Origin of the sequence: Klebsiella sp. BIGb0399 (genome assembly GCF_003752615.1) — a bacterium.
GTDB classification, from domain to species: Bacteria; Pseudomonadota; Gammaproteobacteria; order Enterobacterales; family Enterobacteriaceae; genus Klebsiella; species Klebsiella lignicola.
This window is the reverse complement of record NZ_RKHT01000006.1, coordinates 21,917-40,432: the sequence shown is the minus strand read 5'-3', so window position 1 is coordinate 40,432 and position 18,516 is coordinate 21,917. Positions and strand designations below refer to the sequence as shown.

Here is an 18,516-nt window from a genome sequence, read left to right as displayed (position 1 = left end):
TCACCGCCTGCCTCAGCCGTCACACCGCCGGGCAAGCGGTGCCGATCATGACGGGTCTTTTGCCGCCGCGGTAATTTCATCAACGATGGGCTTCATATCCGGGTACTGGTTGAGGAACGTCTGCCATACGGGCTGCACCTGCTGATAGAAGTACTGGCGATCGGTTTCGCGGAATGTCACCCCTTTCGCTTCGAGATTCTTGATGGCTTCCTGCTCTTTTTTACCGGCCTGCTGGCGCTCGTAGTCCGTCGCCTCTTTTGCCGCCGCCAGCACCTCTGCGCGCAGCTCCTGCGGGATTTGCTCAAAACTCTTTTTATTCATGGCAATCATCAGCGGATTGTAGCTATGGCGGGTCAGGGTGCCGTTTTTGACGATTTCATAATATTTGCTGGCATAAATCGTCGGGGCATCGTGCTCCACGCCGTCAATCACCCCCATTTGCAGACTGGAATAGACTTCGCCTCCCGGCATCGGGATCGCCACCACTCCCATATGATTCAGCGTGGCGATGAAATTAGGCACCGGCAGGACGCGAATTTTGAGATTTTTTAAATCCTCAGGCTTTTCAATCACCTTTTTGGTATAGATGTTGCGGGCGCCCAGGTTAAAGCCATAACCGAGCACCATCACGTTGGCTTTATCCATCATGAGTGCCGAGAGTTTCTCCCCCGCTTTGCCATCCAGCGCTTGCCCGACCTGGTTGTAGTCTTTAAATAAATACCCGAGATCCAGCACGCCCATTTCCGGCACCAGCGTGGCCCAAATAGAAGTGCCGGAAATCATCATATTAATCGCCCCGATACGCACCTGCTGAGTGGCGTCCGCCTCTTTCCCCAGCATGCCGTTAGCAAAATAGTTGAGCTTAATTTGCCCTTTCAGTTTCGCATTATTGTTAAGGTTTTCCTGAAAGCGGCTGAACCAAATGTAATGCGCTGAGGATTCATCCGCCGGGAGCGAAGAGTAAACGCGGAAGTTGAGCGCCGCGTGGGCCAGGGTACTCACCGTACTCCCGACAAGCAGGGCCGAGCTTAAACAAGCCAATGCCAAAATACGTCTGGCCGAACAAAACTGTTTCATTTTCATCATTGTTATCCTTTCACAAACCGTAGGGGTGTCTGTTGCACCTTTGGGCCTCGCTAAATCGCCAGGGTCTTCAGTCATAACCGGAATTAAATTTCTTCTGTAACGTTTTAGTGTAACGTTACAGAACGTATCGACCCGGCCAGATAAAAGCAAGTTGCTTACCGGCTTGTGCGTGCACAACGTGTGAAATTTGTGGCGGGCATCGCGAATTTTGCTGCAGGTTTTGCAGCGCTAAAATCTGGCCGCCGCTGTTTAGTCACTGTTTAGAGCCTGTCCCAATGGGAGTCATTGTTGCAGCCAGTTTGTCACGGACAGCGCGGAACCACCGGAGCGTACACGCAGTCGTGAGGATGGTGAGTACGGCCCAGGGCCAAAATGGCAAATAAAATAGCCCAATGAGACAGGCTCTTAGTCGATGCCGTCCCTTCGGCTCAGGCGTCTACACTTAACAGAGAAGGGAGTGACAGACGACCCCACTCCCTTTCCCGTTAAACGCACTGAAACAGGACATCATCATGCAATTGAATGACCAGGATTTGTTTCGCCAACAGGCCTTTATCAATGGAGAGTGGCGAGATGCCACCAGCGGCGATGTGATTACCGTAACGAACCCCGCCAATGGCGAAACGTTGGGTTCAGTCCCGAAAATGGCGACCGAGGAGACCCGCGACGCCATCCTTGCCGCCAGTCGCGCCCTTCCCGCCTGGCGCCAGCTCACCGCCAAAGAGCGCGCGACGATCCTGCGCCGCTGGTTCGATTTAATCATGGCGAACCAGGACGATCTGGCACGGCTGATGACGCTGGAGCAGGGTAAACCGCTGGCGGAAGCCAAAGGCGAAATTGCTTATGCCGCCTCCTTTATCGAATGGTTTGCCGAAGAGGGCAAACGGATCTACGGCGATACCATTCCCGGCCATCAGGCGGATAAACGCCTGATCGTCATCAAGCAGCCGATCGGCGTGACCGCCGCGATCACCCCCTGGAATTTCCCGGCGGCGATGATCACCCGCAAGGCCGGTCCGGCGCTGGCGGCCGGCTGTACGATGGTGCTCAAACCCGCCAGCCAGACCCCCTTCTCCGCGCTGGCGCTGGCCGAACTGGCGACCCGCGCCGGGATCCCGGACGGGGTGTTCAACGTGGTGACCGGCTCCGCCAGCGCCATCGGCAACGAGCTGACCGGCAACCCGCTGGTACGTAAACTGACGTTTACCGGCTCCACCGACATCGGCCGTCAGCTTATGGCGCAGTGCGCCCAGGACATTAAAAAAGTCTCGCTCGAACTGGGCGGCAACGCGCCGTTTATCGTGTTTGATGATGCCGATCTGGATAAAGCGGTCGAAGGCGCAATGGCCTCCAAGTTCCGCAACGCCGGGCAGACCTGCGTCTGCGCCAATCGCCTGTACGTGCAGGATGGGGTGTATGAGCAATTTGCCGAGAAGCTACAGCAGGCGGTGAACAAGCTGCAGCCTGGCGACGGCCTGCAGGACGGGGTGACGACCGGGCCGCTGATCGATGAGAAAGCGGTGGCCAAGGTGCAGGAACATATCGCCGATGCCGTTGCAAAAGGCGCCCGGATTATCACCGGTGGCAAAGTGCATGCGCTGGGCGGTAACTTTTTCCAGCCAACCATTCTGGCCGATGTTCCCGACAGTGCAAAAGTGGCAAAAGAAGAGACCTTCGGCCCGCTGGCGCCGCTGTTCCGCTTCAAAGACGAAGCGGAAGTGATCCATCAGGCCAACGATACCGAATTTGGCCTGGCCGCCTATTTCTATGCCCGCGATCTGAGCCGCGTCTTCCGCGTCGGCGAGGCGCTGGAGTATGGGATCGTCGGCATCAATACCGGTCTTATCTCCAACGAAGTGGCCCCCTTTGGCGGAGTCAAAGCCTCCGGCCTGGGGCGTGAAGGTTCGAAATACGGCATTGAGGACTACTTAGAAATCAAATACATGTGTATTAGCCTGTAAAGTAGGCTGGTTTAACGCCGTATCTGAAGCCCAAAACGTGTTATTTGCCATTACGCTTTGGGCCTTTTTATGCGGTGGGAACGGCCCCACCAGGGAACGTTGCAGGCTTCATTAATCCAATAATACAGAAACTATCCGATGATGGTAAATAAAAAGAAACTTATTCATCATATAAATAATAACCAAACTCAAACTCAAACCCAATACACTAAATAAATAAAAATCAGATCTGTATAACAAAAATAAAAATATCTTTTTAATAATCTAATTAAGGCGCAAGAAGTTAAAGTGTCAAATAATAGATACTGATAACTCATAGGGATATACTATGTTAAATAAATTACTATACATTATTTCAATACTTATATTATGCTCAGCAACAACAGTTACAGCAGAGCAAAGCACAACACATGAACCAAAAACAAAAACCATGCGCAAGCCCAACGTTGACTGCCAGATAAAATACCAGCAGTGCACTGCGCGGCAAGGGATATATCGTGATGTCAAACAAAATCAATGTTATGATGCCTTCAGATATTGCCAGGCTCAAGGCGTTTTCCTCATTAGGTAACCGAATATGAAAGATACAAATCTTGATATTATCCATAAAAGGATTCAAAACATTGAATCTCAAGTGCAAGACCTTGCTGACCTATTGACGCATGAATATGATCTAAATCCAGACTTTACGCTCGTAGAGATAGCTAAAATATATTCATGTCTACTTAACATTAGCGCAAAAATTTATGTCCAAAGACCGGACCTGGTTCCCAGTCATCTTAAAGAGACAAAATGGGATGAATACGAACCCAAATAATCTTCCATTTTCCTAATGGTGAAAAGACGACTGTAAACATGGCAGCCGAATTACTGAAATTATTCGTCCTGTTAGCATAGCGTCCAAAAGCCCTTCGGGGCTTTTTTACCTGTGTGACCCGTCCTGGATTGCGCGTTAAACAGGTAACGAACGCATAAAAAATCCACGCTACATAGCGTGGATTTTTTTCATGTAACCGTTAGCGCGTCAGGCACGGAGTCTGAGGGGCTCGCTCACGTCGTCGGCGGCTTCCAGCTTCAGGCTGAATGTCACCAGTAATGCTTTAGCCCGGTCGTGGAAATCAAGCAGCGTCTTCTCAAGCTTCTCTTTAACTTCAGGATCGTCGATCGCCTCCGGGCGCCAGACCCCTTCTTTATCGAACAAGCCAAACTGATAGCTGTAGGTGAAGCGCGATGCCTGTGCTTCCATCTCCATCCACCATCCCCAGAACTCGCGTTTCTCCGGCGCCGGTTTTACATTGACGCAGACTGCCAGGCAATCGAAAAAGAAGCGGTTGTCTTCACACTGCTCTTCGCGAATATAAGGGCCAAGAGCCGTGAATTTCTTAATCAGCTTACTCTTCAGGTGTCCACTTGGTAACGTCATTGCGATCTCCTTTAGTGATGCAACTGTTTTACCAAATCAATAAAATTTAGCAATATATTAACTAAATCTATCACTGATCCACCGGGCGATCTGCTGCAGAGCGCGATCGAAATTGTGATAAACGGGCTTGAATGGGATCTCAAGCAGTTTGCCATCGGCCGAAGACGACGTAATTAAACGCGATTCCTCTTCCGGGCTGAACGGATCGTTTTTCCAGAAGCCGGACAGCATCGGGGTCGGACAGCGGCGCCCAAGCAGTCCCTGGGTTTTTAGCGAATAACGGTTCAGCTCAACGCGCAACGCCTCATCAGACGCATCGTGCATTCCCAGTCGCGACGCCAGAACGTCCAGATACATTTCCGGCACCCGCCCCTGACGCAGCGGATCCACCAGCAGGCTGTGCACCACCGGGCCAAGGCAGGCCACCGCCTTCAAACGCTGGGGTTCCAGATAGCCCAGGCGGACGGCGACGTTGGCGCCAAAACGAAAACCAAACGCCGCCACCCGGGTATGATCGACCCACGGCACGTTCGGCAGATACTTCAGCACATGCTGATGCAGCAGGCTGGTGTCCTGGGTCAGTTTCCATTTTGACGAGAAGCCAATCGAAGGCATATCCAGCGTCAGCATGGCGATACCCAGTGGCGCAAAATATTTCTCATACAGGCTGTAGTAGTCGGTCTGAAGCGCATCCAGCCCGCCGCACATCAGAACCACCGGATACGGCCCCTCACCTTTCGGCATATGCAGGAAGCCGGTCACCGGCGCGCCGCCGGGCACAGGAAACTCCAGCTCACGCATCTCGCCCGGTAGGCGAAGCACCGCCTCTTCATAAGCGCGATTGGCCAGCGCCTGGGCCTGCTCGGCCAGTTCATCACCTTTAATATGCGGATAGGCAGCAATACTGTAGAGGTTCGACGCATGAAGCCAGTGGCGCCCGCTGAGGAGCGGATCGGCCTCCTGACTGGCGGCCTGCTGCCAAATCATCGCCTGCTTCGCCCACTCGAAGATCCAGTTCCCGCCGCGGTAGCCGACGACGGTATCGTAAAGGTCGGGATCGGTACGCTCGGCATCGCTCATCACAATGCGCGCCTGCACGTCGAGGATCTCCTGAGGAGTGACGCCGCGCCAGATCCACATCAGGCGGTTGATCAGACGATACCAGTGATCAACGTTGGCACCGTCGAGTGCGGACTGGATCGGCTGCTGCGAGCCCGAGGCAAACCGGCGCACCAGCGTAGAAGTTTCTGGATGTTTGAATCGAGGTTTAAACAGCGTTTCACTAAGGTTAGCTTGTGACATGTGCAGTCTCCATCGTGTTGCCACTCTGGTCATTGTAACCTGCATACGGCGAAAAAAAACCACGCCCGGCATAACCGGGCGTGGTAATTAGCATTTCGTTTGGAAATTAACGACCAGAGATCGGCGGTACGAACACCACGCCCATATCCCACGGTTGTTCAATCCAGGTATCCTGCGGAATATCAACAACATAATCATCAACCAGCGGACGACCAGCCGGTTTAGCGAAAATGGTGACAAAGTGAGCTTTTGGATACATTTCACGAATGGCGACAGCGGTACCACCGGTGTCAACCAGGTCATCAATAACGATGAAGCCTTCACCATCACCTTCAGCGCGTTTCAGAACGGTCAGTTCGCGCTGGTTGTCGTGGTCGTAGCTGGAGATGCAAACGGTATCAACATGACGAATACCCAGTTCACGCGCCAGTAATGCGCCTGGTACCAGACCACCACGGCTGACGGCAATAATCCCTTTCCATTGTTCAGAAGGCATCAGACGATTGGCCAGTTTGCGGGCGTGAATCTGTAACATGTCCCAGGTGACGACGTATTTTTCGCTCATGTGAAGTGTCCCAGCCTGTGTAATACGGCTTAAATGATGTTCGAGGGGGAAAATGGTTGCGCGAGATTATAGAGATCTGACGCGCTAAAAACCAGTGTTAAGCGGCATTCGCGACGCTTTTTGCGCGGTTTACACTACCAGTCGCCGTGGAAAGTGGTATTCTCAACCCCACTGCGCAAGCCTGCGCTTGTTGTACTTTTTATTGCTAACCCTCGACCTGTAAAAGATTTTTGCAGGCGATCGTAAGGAGACTCATCGTGTCTGAATTGTCTCAATTATCCCCGCAACCGCTATGGGATATTTTTGCCAAAATCTGCTCCATTCCCCATCCGTCCTATCACGAAGAACAACTCGCTGAACACATCATGGGCTGGGCAAAAGAAAAAGGCTTACACGCAGAACGCGACCAGGTTGGCAACATTCTGATTCGTAAGGCTGCCACTGCCGGTATGGAAAACCGTAAACCGGTGGTCCTGCAGGCGCACCTCGATATGGTGCCGCAGAAAAACAACGATACCGTTCACGACTTCACCAAAGATCCTATCCAGCCGTACATCGACGGCGAGTGGGTCAAAGCGCGCGGCACCACCCTGGGCGCAGATAACGGCATCGGTATGGCGTCCGCGCTGGCGGTGCTGGCTGATGACAGCGTGGTCCACGGCCCGCTGGAAGTGCTGCTGACCATGACCGAAGAAGCCGGCATGGACGGCGCGTTCGGTCTGCAGGCTAACTGGCTGCAGGCAGACATCCTGATCAATACCGACTCTGAAGAAGAGGGCGAAATCTATATGGGTTGCGCCGGCGGTATCGACTTTACGTCGAATCTGGCCCTGACCCGTGAAGCGATTCCGGCAGGCTTCCAGAGCTTCAAGCTGACCTTAAAAGGGCTGAAAGGCGGCCACTCCGGTGGTGAAATTCACGTCGGTCTGGGCAATGCCAACAAGCTGCTGGCCCGCTTCCTCGCCGGTCATGCACAAGAGCTGGACCTGCGCCTGGTGGATTTCAACGGCGGTACGCTGCGTAACGCCATTCCGCGTGAAGCTTTCGCCACCCTCGCCGTGGCGGCTGACCAGGTACAGCACCTGACCGCGCTGGTGAATACCTACCAGGATATCCTGAAAAATGAGCTGGCGGCGAAAGAGAAGAACCTGGTGCTGCTGCTGGATGCGGTCACCAACGATAAAGCCGCGCTGACGGCGGCGTCCCGCGATGGCTTTGTCCGTCTGCTGAACGCCACGCCAAACGGCGTGATCCGTAATTCCGACGTGGCCAAAGGGGTGGTAGAAACCTCTCTGAACGTCGGTGTTGTGACCATGACCGATGACAACGTTGAGATCCACTGCCTGATCCGCTCGCTGATCGACAGCGGCAAAGACTATGTCGTCAGCATGCTGGATTCACTGGGTAAACTGGCCGGAGCCAAAACCCAGGCGAAAGGCGCCTACCCTGGCTGGCAGCCGGATGCTAACTCACCGGTGATGCATCTGGTGCGTGAAACCTACCAGCGTCTGTTTAACAAAACCCCGAACATCCAGATTATCCACGCGGGGCTGGAGTGCGGTCTGTTCAAAAAACCGTACCCGGAAATGGACATGGTCTCTATCGGGCCAACCATTACCGGTCCGCACTCCCCGGATGAGCAGGTGCATATCGAAAGCGTGGGCCAGTACTGGACGCTGCTGACGGAACTGCTGAAAGCGATTCCGGCAAAATAAGTTTTACCTGCGTCAACCTCGCCCGGATGAACGTTTATCCGGGCGACCTCACCTTCTCCATTCGGTAATTGATCAACGTCTCCCCGCGAACCTCCACGTGCTGCTGTTCCACCACCCTGAATCCATGACGCTCAAAAAACGGTTTGGCCGTGATGCTCGCCTCCACCGTCAGCGTACCGGACGGGATCTGCGCAGAAAGTGTCTCGAGTAACCGGCTGGCAATGCCCTGACGGCTATGGTCCGGGGAAACGAACAGTAAATCGATATAGTGGTCCACGGCGGTAATAAACCCTACCGGCTGCTGGTCAAGCAACGCCACCCATACCTGAGATTGCGCCATTTTTTGCCGCCAGCGCGCCTCATCCACCTGCGCCCAGGCGGCAATCTGCGGTGGGGAATAATCCTCGCTGGCGGTCTGTTGAATCGCCCGTAGAAACAGGGCGCACAGCGCCGCAAAGTCGTTTTCCTGATACAGCCTGATCGTCAGCATCGTTATAATCCTAATACCAGCTGTCGCTCGAGTTGCGGGTCGAGCAACGTGACGTGTAATCCCACCAGCCTGACCCCGCGGCCGCCCCGCCGCTCATGCCAGGTTTTATGGGCCGTTGAAATGAGATCGGCTTTGTTCAGCCGCGGCCAGACATGCTCCTGGGTGGTCAGCTGAAAATCATTAAATTTCAGCTTCACTCCCTGACGGGCGATCAGCAGGTCCGGTTTGACCTTCACCAGCCGCCGTTCCAGCTCCTGGTAGAGGTTTTCGATGATCGCCTCGCAATCGGCCCACTCATGAATGTCCTCCATCAGGGTACGCTCAACGCCCACCGATTTACGCTGCCGGGTATTGTTGATCTCGCGCTCGTCGATTCCCTGGCTGCGCTCCCACAGGATACGACCAAGTTTGCCAAAGCGCTGGAGCAGCATTGCCAGGTCGCTTTTCTGGACATCTTCGCAGGTACGCAACCCCATGCCTTCCAGCTTCGCGGCCGAGACCTTCCCCACTCCGGGGATCTTCGCCAGCGGCAACGTGCGCACAAATTCTGCGACCTGATGCGGCGCAATCACAAACTGGCCGTTGGGCTTATTCATGTCGGAGGCAATCTTGGCTAAAAATTTGACCGGTGCGATCCCGGCGGAGGCGGTCAGTTGGAGTTCGTCGAAAATGGTCCGGCGGATCTCTTCGGCCATCAGCGTGGCCGATCCCTGACAGTGAAGGCTGTCACTGACGTCGAGATAGGCTTCATCCAGCGACAGCGGTTCAATCAGCGAGGTGTAGCGTGAGAATATTTCGCGAATATGCGATGACGCGGCCTTGTAGGCATCAAAGCGGCCGGGCAGCAGCGTCAGATGCGGGCACAGTTTGAGGGCCATCGCGGTAGGCATGGCGCTACGCACGCCAAATTTACGCGCCGGATAGTTGGCCGTACTGATAACGCCGCGCTGTACCCGGCTGCCGCCGATGGCGATCGGGATATCCCGTAGCGCCGGGTTGTCACGCATCTCGACCGCCGCAAAGAAGCAGTCCATATCGACATGAATGATTTTACGCATAGTGAGCCCCCACTTACCACTGGACAAGTATACAGCATAAATGAGGTGAATGAGAAGTGTACGAGGATCGCGCTGACATAAAGAAAATGCCCGGCATCGCTATGCGCTGCCGGGCATCAGGGGAGCAAGAGACGCTTAGATAATACGGTTTTGCTGGCGTTGCGCCTCGCGGGCCAGGCGTTTTTTACGCGCATCGCACGGCTCAGGGCAATCACACACCTTTTCGATTCCCAGCGCAGTGATACCGCCACAGCTACCCTGGATGCTTTTACGCTTGATCAGATACCCCAGAGACATCCCGAGGATCACCAGCGCGAAAATCACAAAGGTTGCCACAAACACCGTCAACATCATCAACCTCCAAAGTCATCCAGCATGATGTTTTCATCCTCAACGCCAAGATCTTTCAGCATCTTGATCACCGCGGCATTCATCACCGGCGGCCCGCACATATAGAACTCGCAGTCTTCCGGGGCCGGGTGATCGCGCAGGTAGTTTTCATACAGCACGTTGTGAATAAAGCCGGTATGGCCGTTCCAGTTGTCTTCCGGCAGTGGGTCGGACAGAGCAACGTGGAAGGTGAAGTTCGGATTCTCACGGGCCAGCTGTTCAAACTCGTCATCGTAGAACATTTCACGCAGCGAACGCGCACCGTACCAGAAGCTGATTTTACGCTTACTGTGCAGCCGTTTCAGCTGGTCGAAAATATGCGAACGCATCGGCGCCATACCCGCACCGCCGCCGATAAAGACCATTTCAGCGTCGGTGTCTTTGGCAAAGAACTCGCCAAACGGCCCGGAAATCGTCACCTTATCACCGGCTTTCAGCGACCAGATATACGAAGACATAATCCCCGGCGGGGCGTCCGGAACCTTCGGTGGCGGCGTGGCGATACGCACGTTAAGCATAATTATGCCTTTCTCATCCGGGTAGTTCGCCATGGAGTAGGCGCGCAGCGTCGGCTCTTTGACGTCGGAAACGTAACGGAACAGGTTGAATTTATCCCAGTCAGAACGGTACTCGTCCGGCACATCGAAGTCCGCGTAGGCCACTTTGTGCGACGGGCACTCAATCTGGATATAGCCACCGGCGCGGAACGGAACGGCTTCGCCATCCGGTACCCGCAGCTTGAGCTCCTTAATGAAAGTTGCTTTGTTATCATTCGAGATAACTTCACACTCCCATTTTTTCACCCCGAAGATCTCTTCCGGCAGCTCGATCTTCATGTTTTGTTTTACCGCGACCTGGCAGGCCAGACGACAGCCCTCTTTCGCCTCACGCTTGGTAATGTGGGACAGTTCAGTAGGCAGGATATCGCCGCCGCCCTCTTTTATCGTCACCCGGCACTGGCCACAGGAACCGCCGCCCCCGCAGGCTGAAGAGACGAAGATGCCGTTACTGGACAGCGTGTTCAGCAGCTTATCGCCCGCCGGGGTACGGATCTGTTTATCCGCTTCATTGTTGATTTCAATGACCACATCACCGGCGTTGACCAGCTTCGATCGCGCCACCAGGATCAGCCCCGACAACACCAGCACGATCAGCGTGAACATCACTACGCCAAGAATAATTTCCATACTTTCCGCCCTTATAGCTGCACACCGGAGAATGACATAAAGCCCAGCGCCATCAGACCCGTGGTAATAAAGGTGATCCCTAACCCGCGCAGACCGGCGGGCACATTTGCGTACTTCATTTTTTCACGAATGCCCGCCATCGCGACAATGGCCAGCATCCAGCCGATGCCGGAACCGAAGCCGTAGACGATGGATTCAGGGAAGTTGTAGTCACGCTGCACCATAAAGGAGACGCCGCCGAAGATGGCGCAGTTCACGGCGATCAGCGGTAAGAAGATCCCCAGCGCGTTGTACAACGCCGGGAAATACTTATCGAGGATCATCTCCAGAATCTGCACCAGCGCGGCGATAACGCCGATGAAGGTGATAAAGTTCAGGAAGCTGAGATCGACACCGTCCGCCAGCGCGCCGTCGCGCAGCACCAGGTTGTAGACCAGATTGTTGATCGGCACCGCCAGCCCCAGCACCACCGTGACGGCAACGCCCAGGCCAAACGCCGTAGAGACCTTTTTCGACACCGCAAGGAAGGTACACATCCCGAGGAAGAAGGCCAACGCCATATTCTCAACAAACACGGCGCGCACAAACAGGCTAATGTAATGAGCCATAATCGGTTACTCCTTTTCCTGCTGTTCAGGCTTCCAGCTACGCAGCGCCCAGATCAGCAGACCGATAATGAAAAACGCGCTCGGCGCCAGCAAAAACAGCCCGTTTGGCTGATACCAGCCCCCGTTCTGTACCGTTTCCAGCACGGTGATACCAAACAGCTTGCCGCTGCCGATAAGCTCACGCAGGAAGCCAACAATCATCAGGATCGCGCCATAACCGAGGCCGTTGCCGATACCGTCCATAAAGCTGGCCATCGGCGGCGACTTCATGGCATAGGCTTCCGCACGCCCCATCACGATACAGTTGGTGATGATCAGCCCGACAAACACCGACAGCTGTTTGGAGATCTCATAGGCAAAAGCGCGCAGCAGCTGATCGACCACGATAACCAGCGAGGCAATAATGGCCATCTGCACAATGATGCGCACGCTGTTGGGAATATGGTGACGGATCATGGAGATAAACATGCTGGAGAACGCCGTTACCAGCGTCACCGCGATGGTCATCACAAATGCGGTCTCAAGCTTAGTGGTCACCGCCAGTGCGGAACAGACGCCCAGCACCTGCAATGCAATCGGGTTATTCGCGACGAGCGGCCCGACCAGCACCCGCTTCATCTCTTTCATTTCGCCCTGTTCAGCCATTATTCAGCACCCCCTCACGAACCTTTTTCAGGAACGGGCCAAAACCCATTTCGCCCATCCAGAAATCAAAGCTATGCTGCACGCCATTTGAGGTCAGCGTCGCACCGGACAGCCCGTCAACGGCGTGAATATCACCCGCTCGTGCTCCGCCTTTCACCACTTTCAGCGCAGGGTGACCGTTGTCATCCAGCGCCTGCTTACCGACGAACTGCTGGCGCCAGTTCGGGTTTTCGACTTCGCCCCCGAGCCCCGGCGTTTCGCCCTGATCGTAATAAGTGATGCCTTTAACCGTGCGGCCATCGGTGTCCATCGCGACGAAAGCGTACATCATCGACCACAGACCGTTGCCGTAGACCGGGAGCACCACTTCCTGAACCTGCTGCTTTTCATCGCGCACCAGGTAAATTTCCGCCAGATTGCTGCGGCGCTTAATCCCAGCCGGATCCTGGCTGGCATCAAGCGCGATACTTTGCTCCGGGTCTTTCAGCGCCTGCGACTGATTAAATTTACCCGGGTCCTGATCCAGCAGCTCGCCGGTGGTTAAATTCACCAGCCGCGGGGAGATTCGGGCAGCAAAGACGGCGGCCACTTCATCTGTAGTCATGTCCGGTTTCATCAACCCGGAGACCGCCAGAATGTTGCGTTGTTTATCCAGCGCGCGCTGCTCCTGCTGACGCGACTTCAGGCCAACCGCAGAGCCGGCGACCACGATAGAGCAGACCAGGCAAAGCACCAGCACCACCAGCAGCGTTTTGCCGATGCTATCGTTACTTTTTTTCTCAGCCACGCGATTTCCTCCGCTTAATATTGGCCTGCACCACCAGGTAATCAAACAGCGGCGCAAAGAGGTTGGCGAAGAGGATCGCCAGCATCATCCCTTCCGGATAGGCCGGGTTGACCACGCGGATCAGCACGCACATCACGCCGATCAGCAGGCCATAGCTCCATTTCCCTTTATCGGTAAATGACGCCGACACCGGGTCTGTCGCCATAAACATCATGCCGAAGGCGAAACCGCCCAGCACCAGGTGCCAGTACCACGGCATGGAAAACATCGGGTTAGTGGACGAGCCAATGAAATTGAACAGCGTCGCCGTGGCGATCATGCCAATCATGACCCCGGCGACGATGCGCCAGGAGGCGATGCGTCCGAAAATAATAATCGCCCCGCCGATCAGGATCATCAGCGTCGACACTTCACCAATAGAGCCGGGAATATTGCCCAGGAAGGCGTCCATCCAGCTAACGGGTTGGCCGCTGGTGACATTTACTAATGCCTCGCCACCGCCGCTCGCCCACTGGGACAGCGGCGTCGCACCGGAGAAGCCATCCGCCGCGGTCCACACCAGGTCACCGGAGATTTGCGCCGGATAGGCGAAGAACAGGAACGCACGCCCCGCCAGCGCCGGGTTGAGGAAGTTACGCCCGGTACCGCCGAAAATTTCCTTGGCGATGACAACACCGAAGGTAATCCCCAGCGCCGCCTGCCACAGCGGCAAGGTTGGCGGAACAATCAGGGCGAACAGAATCGAGGTGACGAAGAAGCCTTCGTTGATCTCGTGCTTACGCACGATAGCAAACAGCACTTCCCAGAACCCACCGACCAGGAATACCGTGATATAGACCGGGAAGAAAAACACCGCGCCCAGCGTCATCATGCTGAGCCAGCCCGCGTCTGCGCTGAAGCTTACCCCCAGCCACTGGGCCACGCTGTAGTGCCAGTTGTTGGCGATAACCTGCTGCAGCTGTTCCGCGCCGTACAGTTTGTCCAGCGCCGGAATAGTTTGCAGGCCGACGTTGTACATCCCCCAGAACATGGCCGGGAACACCGCAAACCAGACCAGAATCATCATGCGCTTGAGGTCGATGGCATCGCGGACGTGCGCCGCTCCCCGGGTCACCTGGCCTGGGGTATAGAACAGCGTCGCCGTCGCTTCGAACAGCGGGTAGTATTTTTCCAGCTTACCGCCATGTGTAAAGTGCGGCTCAATTTTGTCGATCAGTTGCTTCAAGCCCATCACTTATCCTTCCTGCTCAATCTGGGTTAACACGCTACGCAGCGCCGGGCCATATTCATACTTGCCGGGGCAGACGTAAGTGCACAATGCCAGATCTTCTTCATCCAGCTCCAGGCAGCCCAACGCCTGCGCGCTGTCGGTATCACCCGCCAGCAGGTCACGCAGCAATATGGTGGGCAGAATATCCAGCGGCATTACTCGCTCATAGTTGCCAATCGGCACCATGGAGCGCTCGCCACCGTTGGTATCGGTCGAGAAGTTGAACAGCTTGTGCTTGAGGAAATGGCCAAGCGTGGTGCGGGTAATCGAGAATTTGTCTTTGCCTGGCATCACCCAGCCAAACAGCTCTTTTTCTCGGCCCTCTTTGACCACGCTCACCTGCAGGTGGAAGCGGCCAAGGAACGCATGCGGCCCCTGTGCGCGGGTCCCGCTCAGAACCGAGCCTGAAATAACGCGGTTCTCGCCGTCGAGCAGCTCCCCTGCCAGCAGTTCATCAAGGCTCACGCCGCAGCAGGTTTTTATCAGCCGCGGCTCTTTGACCTGCGGACCGCCAAGCGCAATTACCCGCTCGCTGGAGAGCTCCCCTTCAAGGAACAGCCGGCCGATGGCGATCGCATCCTGATAATTCAGGTGCCAGACCTGCTTTGTCAGGCTGACTGGCTCAAGGAAATGGATATGGGTGCCCGCCAGCCCCGCCGGATGCGGCCCGGCGAACTGGTTAAAGGTCACCTGCCCCGAGCGGTGGCCGCCAAGCTTGCCGCCGCTGGCCTGGCAAACATGCACTTTGCCGTCCGTCAGGCTCGCCAGCAGGGTGAGGCCGGCGTCGAAGGCTTCGCGCTGGGCGAAAATAATCGGTTGAGGATCGGCGGCCAGCGGGTTGGTATCGATGGCGGTAACGAATATCGCCGCCGGAACGCTGTTCGGTGCCGGGGTTTTACTGAACGGACGCGTCCGCAGCGCGGTCCACATCCCGGAAGTCAGCAGCTGCTGCTGCACCGTTTCCCGCGACAGCCCGGCAAGATCGTCAGGCGCATAACGGGGAAACTGAACGGCATCGTCGCCGTCAACATCGATCACAATGGATTGCAGAACCCGGCGCTCGCCGCGATGGATGGCGCTAATCACGCCAGCGGCTGGCGCGGTAAAGCAGACGCCGGGATTCTTTTTGTCCTCGAACAGCGTCTGCCCTTTTTGCACCCGGTCACCTTCACGGACGGCTAATGAGGGACGCATGCCGACGTACTCTTCGCCCAACAGCGCGACGCGTTTAACCGCAACCTGTGAAGTTATCTGCTGTGATGGCATGCCAGCTATGGGCAAAGTCAGCCCTTTCGTGATTTTAATCATATCGTTAGCAGGTATCCGTAACCTAAACCCCGGTATCAGACCGAGGCCAGCAACATTGATGGGAAATCAGAGAAATAAGGAGAAGCGTGGTCCTGGCGATTCACAAGACGGGAGAGAAGCATCCTTTCTTACCCTGATCGTTAAGCGGGGGAAGTGTAACATTTCATACGTACCTGCTGTAGATAAACTGTGACAGCGTAGCTACAAAATGAGACATGTTGCGCAAAGTTCTGACTGCGCTTTCATCCGGGATTAGTTATAAAGGGGAACTAAATTGTAAAAGCAGCAACGCTGCGCTTGCGAAAAACTGCCGTGATGCTAATGTGAGCGCTCTAAATCCAGACAAGTCTGATTTCGGGTCTCTCTTGCCGTCCTGGCAATATTGTTTTTGGTTTATCAAGGAACATGCAGTATGCGCAAAATCGCATTGTTTATTGCGATGCTTCTGTTGCCGTGCGTTTCATTTGCTGGGTTACTCAGCAATGGTGGCTCGACGACGCCGGTTAGCAAAGAATATAAGCAACAATTGATGGGCTCCCCGGTTTACATCGAGATCTTCAAAGAAGAGCGCATGCTCGATCTTTACGTCAAAATGGGTGAAACCTACCAGCTCCTCGACAGCTACCGAATCTGTAACTATTCCGGTGGTCTTGGGCCGAAGCAGCGTCAGGGCGACTTCAAAAGTCCTGAGGGTTTTTACAACATCACACGCGGCCAGCTCAAACCGGATAGCCGGTTCTATAAAGCGATTAATATCGGCTTCCCAAACGCCTACGATCGCGCGCATGGTTATGAAGGCAAGTACCTGATGATTCACGGTGCCTGTGTGTCGGTGGGTTGCTATGCCATGACCGATGACGGTATTGACGAGATTTTCCAGTTTGTCACCGGCGCGTTAGTGTTTGGCCAGTCAAACGTCCAGGTCAGCATTTATCCTTTCCGCATGACCAACGCCAATATGGAACGCCATAAATACTCTTACTTTGCCGATTTCTGGAAACAGCTGAAGCCAGGCTACGACTATTTCCAGCAAACCCGCAAACCACCGGTTATCTCGGTGATGGATGGCCGTTACGTGGTAAGCAAACCGCTTAGCCATGAAGTTATCCAGCCGCAGCTGGCATCAAACTACACGGTCCCCCAGGCAAAATAACGCCCACTCGCCTGGCATGATTTTATTCCAGGTCTCATTGCCGGTCAGCGGCTGAGTCGCGATAACAGAGACCACATCGTTCGGTGTGGTCTCTCGCTGAAAATCGATTTCCACATCCTGATCCAGCAGCGTGGCCACGCCAAACGGCGCGCGCCGCGTAATCCAGTACAGGTTCGTTGAGCAGAACGCCATCACGTATCGCCCATCCGACAGCAGCATATTGAATACGCCTTTTTCCCGCAGCGTACCCGCCAGCGTAGCGATGTAACTGAACGCTTCAACCATGTCATCCGGCGTCCCCGAATAACGTTCCGTGAGGCAGTGCAGTAACCAGCAAAACGCTTTTTCGCTGTCGGTTTCCCCTACCGGCTGAAGGTTGCCCGTTTCCAGGGATTCATAACCTTCTAACTGGCCGTTATGCGCATAGGTCCAGTTGCGACCCCACAGTTCACGGGTAAAGGGATGGGTATTTTCCAGCGCGACAATACCGCGGTTTGCCTGACGAATATGGGCAATCACCGAGCATGATTTGATGGGATAGTCTTGCACCAGTTTCGCGATGGGCGACTGGAAGCTTGGCTGAGGATCTTTGAATGTACGACAGCCTTTACCTTCATAGAAGGTGATACCCCAGCCATCTTTATGCGGGCCGGTTCCGCCACCGCGCTGGACCAGCCCGGTAAAGCTAAAACAAATATCTGTGGGCACATTCGCGCTCATCCCGAGCAATTCGCACATACATCACCTCATACCACGCAGCTTACACACAAAAGGGCGGGTTCTTTCCATCCGGATGCGGCCAGGCTTGTTGCCCGTTCGCGGCCAACAGCACTGCCCGCAAGAGCATGGCGAACCCACTCGCCTTTTAAGCTTTAACCATCTCTTTTTCGATCAGCATGATCAGAATATGGATCACTTTGATGTGAATTTCCTGAATGCGATCGGCATAACCAAAATGCGGCACGCGGATTTCAACATCGGCGGACCCGGCCATTTTGCCACCGTCTTTGCCGGTCAGGGTGATGACTTTCATCCCCTGCGCACGCGCCGCTTCAATGGCCTTGATAACGTTGCCGGAGTTACCGGAAGTGGAGATCCCCAGCAGTACATCGCCGGAGCGACCCACGGACTCGACGTAACGGGAGAAAACGTACTCATAGCCAAAATCGTTACTGACGCAGGACAGGTGGCTGACGTCTGAAATCGCAATCGCCGGGTAGCCAGGGCGATTCTCACGATAGCGCCCGGTCAGTTCTTCCGCAAAGTGCATCGCATCGCAGTGGGAACCGCCGTTACCGCAGGAAAGGACTTTACCGCCGGCCTTAAAGCTATCTGCCAGCAGTACCGCAGCACGCTGAATCGCGTGGATATTAGCGTCATCCTGCAGAAAGTTAGCCAGCGTTTCCGCTGCTTCGTTCAGTTCGTTACGAATAAGATCCTGGTACATGAGGATAATCCTTCAGTATGAGTGGAATAACCCTGGCAGTGTACCGGATAGCCGGCGAGGCGAGAAGCAGCAGGCAGCGTAATCCACCGTGCTTTTGATTTTACGTGCCGCTTTTACGAAC

18 protein-coding genes are annotated in these 18,516 nt (G+C 54.9%); 3 read left to right on the top strand and 15 right to left on the bottom strand.

Translation table 11 applies throughout. The annotated features are described in order from the left end of the window. Nucleotides 1-45 precede the first annotated feature (45 nt). The gene (locus EDF82_RS10855) at nt 46-1,002 is read right to left on the bottom strand and encodes a TRAP transporter substrate-binding protein (protein WP_227540124.1); all 957 of its coding nucleotides are present in this window, start codon (nt 1,000-1,002) and stop codon (nt 46-48) included. Between the two features lie 596 nt (nt 1,003-1,598). Between EDF82_RS10855 and gabD the strand changes: the two genes are divergently transcribed. Then, nucleotides 1,599-3,047 (top strand): NADP-dependent succinate-semialdehyde dehydrogenase, encoded by a 1,449-nt coding sequence (gene gabD / locus EDF82_RS10850; protein WP_123755574.1) that lies wholly within the window; start codon nt 1,599-1,601, stop codon nt 3,045-3,047. Nucleotides 3,048-4,071: 1,024 nt separating this feature from the next. On the opposite strand, the gene crl is transcribed toward gabD, so the two are convergent. The 3 genes from crl to gpt all read right to left on the bottom strand — a co-directional run bounded on the left by crl (nt 4,072) and on the right by gpt (nt 6,337). Beyond that, entirely contained in the window at nt 4,072-4,470 is a 399-nt protein-coding gene (crl, locus tag EDF82_RS10840) for a sigma factor-binding protein Crl (protein ID WP_123755572.1), read from the bottom strand. A gap of 57 nt (nt 4,471-4,527) precedes the next feature. Further along, a complete protein-coding gene (gene frsA / locus EDF82_RS10835) occupies nt 4,528-5,772 on the bottom strand; it encodes an esterase FrsA (RefSeq protein ID WP_123755571.1) in 1,245 nt (414 codons plus the stop codon). A 106-nt stretch (nt 5,773-5,878) separates the two neighbouring features. After that, the gene (gene gpt, locus EDF82_RS10830) at nt 5,879-6,337 is read right to left on the bottom strand and encodes a xanthine phosphoribosyltransferase (RefSeq protein WP_004858267.1); all 459 of its coding nucleotides are present in this window, start codon (nt 6,335-6,337) and stop codon (nt 5,879-5,881) included. Nucleotides 6,338-6,594: 257 nt separating this feature from the next. Between gpt and pepD the strand changes: the two genes are divergently transcribed. Further along, on the top strand, nt 6,595-8,052 hold the full coding sequence (pepD, locus tag EDF82_RS10825) for a cytosol nonspecific dipeptidase (protein WP_123755570.1): 1,458 nt from the start codon (nt 6,595-6,597) through the stop codon (nt 8,050-8,052). A 34-nt stretch (nt 8,053-8,086) separates the two neighbouring features. On the opposite strand, the gene EDF82_RS10820 is transcribed toward pepD, so the two are convergent. The 9 genes from EDF82_RS10820 to EDF82_RS10780 form a co-directional block, all read right to left on the bottom strand. Further along, on the bottom strand, nt 8,087-8,542 hold the full coding sequence (locus tag EDF82_RS10820; protein ID WP_123755569.1) for a GNAT family N-acetyltransferase: 456 nt from the start codon (nt 8,540-8,542) through the stop codon (nt 8,087-8,089). Between the two features lie 2 nt (nt 8,543-8,544). After that, nucleotides 8,545-9,600 carry a DNA polymerase IV gene (gene dinB, locus EDF82_RS10815; RefSeq protein WP_123755568.1) on the bottom strand — a complete coding sequence of 352 codons (1,056 nt, stop codon included), beginning with the start codon at nt 9,598-9,600 and terminating at the stop codon, nt 8,545-8,547. A gap of 135 nt (nt 9,601-9,735) precedes the next feature. Continuing rightward, nucleotides 9,736-9,951 carry a (Na+)-NQR maturation NqrM gene (gene nqrM, locus EDF82_RS10810; RefSeq protein WP_195723683.1) on the bottom strand — a complete coding sequence of 72 codons (216 nt, stop codon included), beginning with the start codon at nt 9,949-9,951 and terminating at the stop codon, nt 9,736-9,738. A gap of 2 nt (nt 9,952-9,953) precedes the next feature. After that, the gene (nqrF, locus tag EDF82_RS10805; RefSeq protein WP_123755566.1) at nt 9,954-11,177 is read right to left on the bottom strand and encodes an NADH:ubiquinone reductase (Na(+)-transporting) subunit F; all 1,224 of its coding nucleotides are present in this window, start codon (nt 11,175-11,177) and stop codon (nt 9,954-9,956) included. Between the two features lie 11 nt (nt 11,178-11,188). Beyond that, nucleotides 11,189-11,785 carry an NADH:ubiquinone reductase (Na(+)-transporting) subunit E gene (gene nqrE, locus EDF82_RS10800; protein ID WP_123755565.1) on the bottom strand — a complete coding sequence of 199 codons (597 nt, stop codon included), beginning with the start codon at nt 11,783-11,785 and terminating at the stop codon, nt 11,189-11,191. 6 nt (nt 11,786-11,791) lie between these two features. Further along, on the bottom strand, nt 11,792-12,430 hold the full coding sequence (locus tag EDF82_RS10795) for an NADH:ubiquinone reductase (Na(+)-transporting) subunit D (RefSeq protein WP_123755564.1): 639 nt from the start codon (nt 12,428-12,430) through the stop codon (nt 11,792-11,794). Further along, nucleotides 12,423-13,217 carry a Na(+)-translocating NADH-quinone reductase subunit C gene (locus EDF82_RS10790; RefSeq protein ID WP_123755563.1) on the bottom strand — a complete coding sequence of 265 codons (795 nt, stop codon included), beginning with the start codon at nt 13,215-13,217 and terminating at the stop codon, nt 12,423-12,425. Before EDF82_RS10790 ends, EDF82_RS10795 begins: the two co-directional genes overlap by 8 nt. After that, nucleotides 13,210-14,448 carry an NADH:ubiquinone reductase (Na(+)-transporting) subunit B gene (locus EDF82_RS10785; RefSeq protein WP_123755562.1) on the bottom strand — a complete coding sequence of 413 codons (1,239 nt, stop codon included), beginning with the start codon at nt 14,446-14,448 and terminating at the stop codon, nt 13,210-13,212. Before EDF82_RS10785 ends, EDF82_RS10790 begins: the two co-directional genes overlap by 8 nt. Before the next feature lie 3 nt (nt 14,449-14,451). Next, the gene (locus tag EDF82_RS10780) at nt 14,452-15,795 is read right to left on the bottom strand and encodes a Na(+)-translocating NADH-quinone reductase subunit A (protein ID WP_123755561.1); all 1,344 of its coding nucleotides are present in this window, start codon (nt 15,793-15,795) and stop codon (nt 14,452-14,454) included. A 412-nt stretch (nt 15,796-16,207) separates the two neighbouring features. Here EDF82_RS10780 and dpaA point away from each other — a divergent pair, with 412 nt between their 5' ends. Next, nucleotides 16,208-16,948: a peptidoglycan meso-diaminopimelic acid protein amidase gene (gene dpaA, locus EDF82_RS10770; RefSeq protein ID WP_123755559.1), complete on the top strand. Its 741-nt coding sequence runs from the start codon at nt 16,208-16,210 to the stop codon at nt 16,946-16,948. Here the strand turns inward: dpaA and EDF82_RS10765 are convergent. Continuing rightward, on the bottom strand, nt 16,919-17,686 hold the full coding sequence (locus EDF82_RS10765) for a class II glutamine amidotransferase (protein ID WP_123755558.1): 768 nt from the start codon (nt 17,684-17,686) through the stop codon (nt 16,919-16,921). The genes dpaA and EDF82_RS10765 overlap by 30 nt on opposite strands. A 127-nt stretch (nt 17,687-17,813) precedes the next feature. After that, entirely contained in the window at nt 17,814-18,395 is a 582-nt protein-coding gene (lpcA, locus tag EDF82_RS10760) for a D-sedoheptulose 7-phosphate isomerase (RefSeq protein ID WP_123755557.1), read from the bottom strand. Between the last annotated feature and the right edge of the window lie 121 nt (nt 18,396-18,516).